We start from the raw sequence: 2361 nt of genomic DNA on the forward strand, positions 1-2361 counted from the left end.
GGCGCGGGGGGTGCGGCCGGGCGGGCGGCGCCGCCGAAGCGAGCGCCCTCCACCGCCTGCCGCAGCGCCGTCAGCTGCCGCCGCGCCGGCTCGGGCAGGTCGGCGGCCTCCTCCACGAGCGCCGCCCGGCGCCGCGGCGTCGCCGAGACCGGCCAGCGCACGCCCAGGTCGCCGAGGCGGTCCTCCAGGTCGCCCCAGGCCGCCTCCGCCGAGGACGGCCCGTCGTGCGCGCCCGCCCAGCGGCGCCTGCCCAGCAGCGTCGCCGTGGCCCGGGGGCTCAGCAGCACCAGGAGCACCAGGACGCTCCCGGCGATCCACCCCCACGGCAGGGCGGCCAGGCGCTGCCAGCCGGTGAGCGGGCCCTGCTGCACCTGCTGCGAGCCGCTCGTGGTGCTGGTGCCGGCGGTGGCGCTGGGGGTGACCGGCGCGGAGCTCGTCGCGGCGGGCGCGGAGGCGCTGGGCGCCGTCGCCGTGATCGGCGTGCGCGGCACGCTGTACGGCGGCGACTGGCCGGTGCGGGTGGCGGGGGTGGGCTCGAAGCGCACCCAGCCGACGCCGTCGAAGTACAGCTCCGGCCACGCGTGGGCGTCCTGCGCGCTGATGCGCCAGCGCCCGGGCGTGGACTCCTCCCCGGGCAGGAAGCCGATCGCGACCCTGGCGGGGATGCCCAGGGAGCGGGACATGACGGCCATGGCGGAGGCGAACTGCACGCAGAACCCGGACCTCTGCTCCAGGAAGGCGGCCACGGCGCCGGAGCCGCCGTCGTTGGGGGCGGTCGTGGAGTACGTGAAGCCGCCGTTGGAGCGGAAGTAGCGCTGCAGGGCGGCGGCCTGCTCGTAGGCGTCGGAGGCGCCGGACGTCACCTCGCGGGCGCGGTCGCCCACGACCTGCGGCAGCCCGTCGGGCAGCGCGGTGTACCGCTCGCGCAGGTCCTCGGGCGCCTCGCCGGCCGTGCGCAGCTGCTCCTCGGTGGGGTCGACCTCGAGGTGCCGCACGTCGTAGTCGCGCCCGCGGGTGGTCTCCCCGTCCCCGACGACGTTGAGGGTGTCCTGCTCGTACAGCCACTCGCCGGCGATGTCGACGCGCAGCGCCGGGTAGGGCAGCGGCAGGTACGTCTGGTCCAGGCCGCGCACGGAGATGCGCGTGCTGTGCTCGGTGGAGCGCGCCCGCACCTCCCCGGACAGGCCCGGCGGCGGCGCCAGGCCGTCCTGCACGCGCTGGCTGCGCGGGATGTCCGCGCCGGTGCCCGGCGCCCACGTCTCGCCGTCGAAGACGTCGGCGGTGACGATGCGCAGCGGCGCGGGGTCCTCCTGGTCGGTCTGGTACGTGAGGATCGTGGCGTCGGAGCGCGCCCCCAGGCTCGCCTTGAGGTTGAGGATGGGGTTGATGACGGCGATGGTGTCGCCGGTGCCGGCGTCCACGGTCAGCGGGCGCTCGTCCAGGCCGGGGGCCAGGGCGGGGGCGACCAGGGCCAGGCCCAGCGCGGCGACGGCGGTGGCCCCGGCGGTGGTGCCGGCGCGGCTGCCCGCCGGTCCCCGGCGCGCGCCGTCCCCGGCGCGGCGCCGGCGCGGCGGGGCGGGCCAGCGCGGGTCGCGGCGACCGGTGGCCAGCAGCACCAGGTAGGGCACGGCCGTGCCCACCAGGGCCCAGGCGCCGGAGCCGCCGGGGGCCAGGGACACCGCCACGCCGAGCACCACGGCCAGCGGCACGCCCGCCAGCGCCGGGCGGCGCAGCGCGACGGCGAGCACGTCGACGGCCAGCGCCAGCACGCCCGAGCCGCCGACCAGCAGCAGGCGCAGGCCCCGCAGGTCCGCGGCGGGCACGCTGTAGCGCTGCACGACCTGCACGCCGTCGCCGAAGAGCTGCGCGAGGCGCTGCAGCGTGGCGCCGGTGGGCAGCAGGCCGAACACCGCGGTGGGGCCGCCGAACAGCACGGTCAGGGCCAGCACCAGCACGGCGACCTGGGCGAGCACGGCCAGGCCGCGGCGGTGCAGCGCCGCCCGCACGAGCAGGCCCGCGCCGACGACGGCGAGCACGACGCCCAGGGCGCCGACGAGCCAGCCGGAGGAGACGACGAGGGGCCGCAGGGACAGCACGGCCGCGGCGGAGGCGGCCCCGGCCCAGCAGGCGGTGCGGGCGGTGCGGGTCACGGGCGTCCTCCGGTCCGTGCGGGGGCGGTCGGGTCGTTCGAGGTGCTCACGAGCGGCCCGCGGTGGAGCCGCGCGCCATGCGCGACCACACCAGCGGCACGCTCGTGGCGGGGGTGGCCACGGAGGTGCGCCAGCCGGCTCGCGTCAACACCAGGCGCGCCCTGCGCAGTCCCGCGTCGCGGGGGTCGTCGTCGGCGCCCTCGCCCCCGCC

The 2361-nt window shown here is 79.0% G+C and carries 1 protein-coding gene; it reads right to left on the reverse strand.

What is annotated here, in order from left to right; translation table 11 throughout:
* A partial coding sequence (locus GTR00_RS19080) for a transglutaminase family protein (protein WP_166613141.1) occupies positions 1–2150 on the reverse strand: 2150 nt, incomplete at its 3' end.
* Positions 2151–2361: the final 211 nt, after the last annotated feature.

Origin of the sequence: Kineococcus indalonis (genome assembly GCF_009906395.1) — a bacterium.
GTDB classification, from domain to species: domain Bacteria; phylum Actinomycetota; class Actinomycetes; order Actinomycetales; family Kineococcaceae; genus Kineococcus; species Kineococcus indalonis.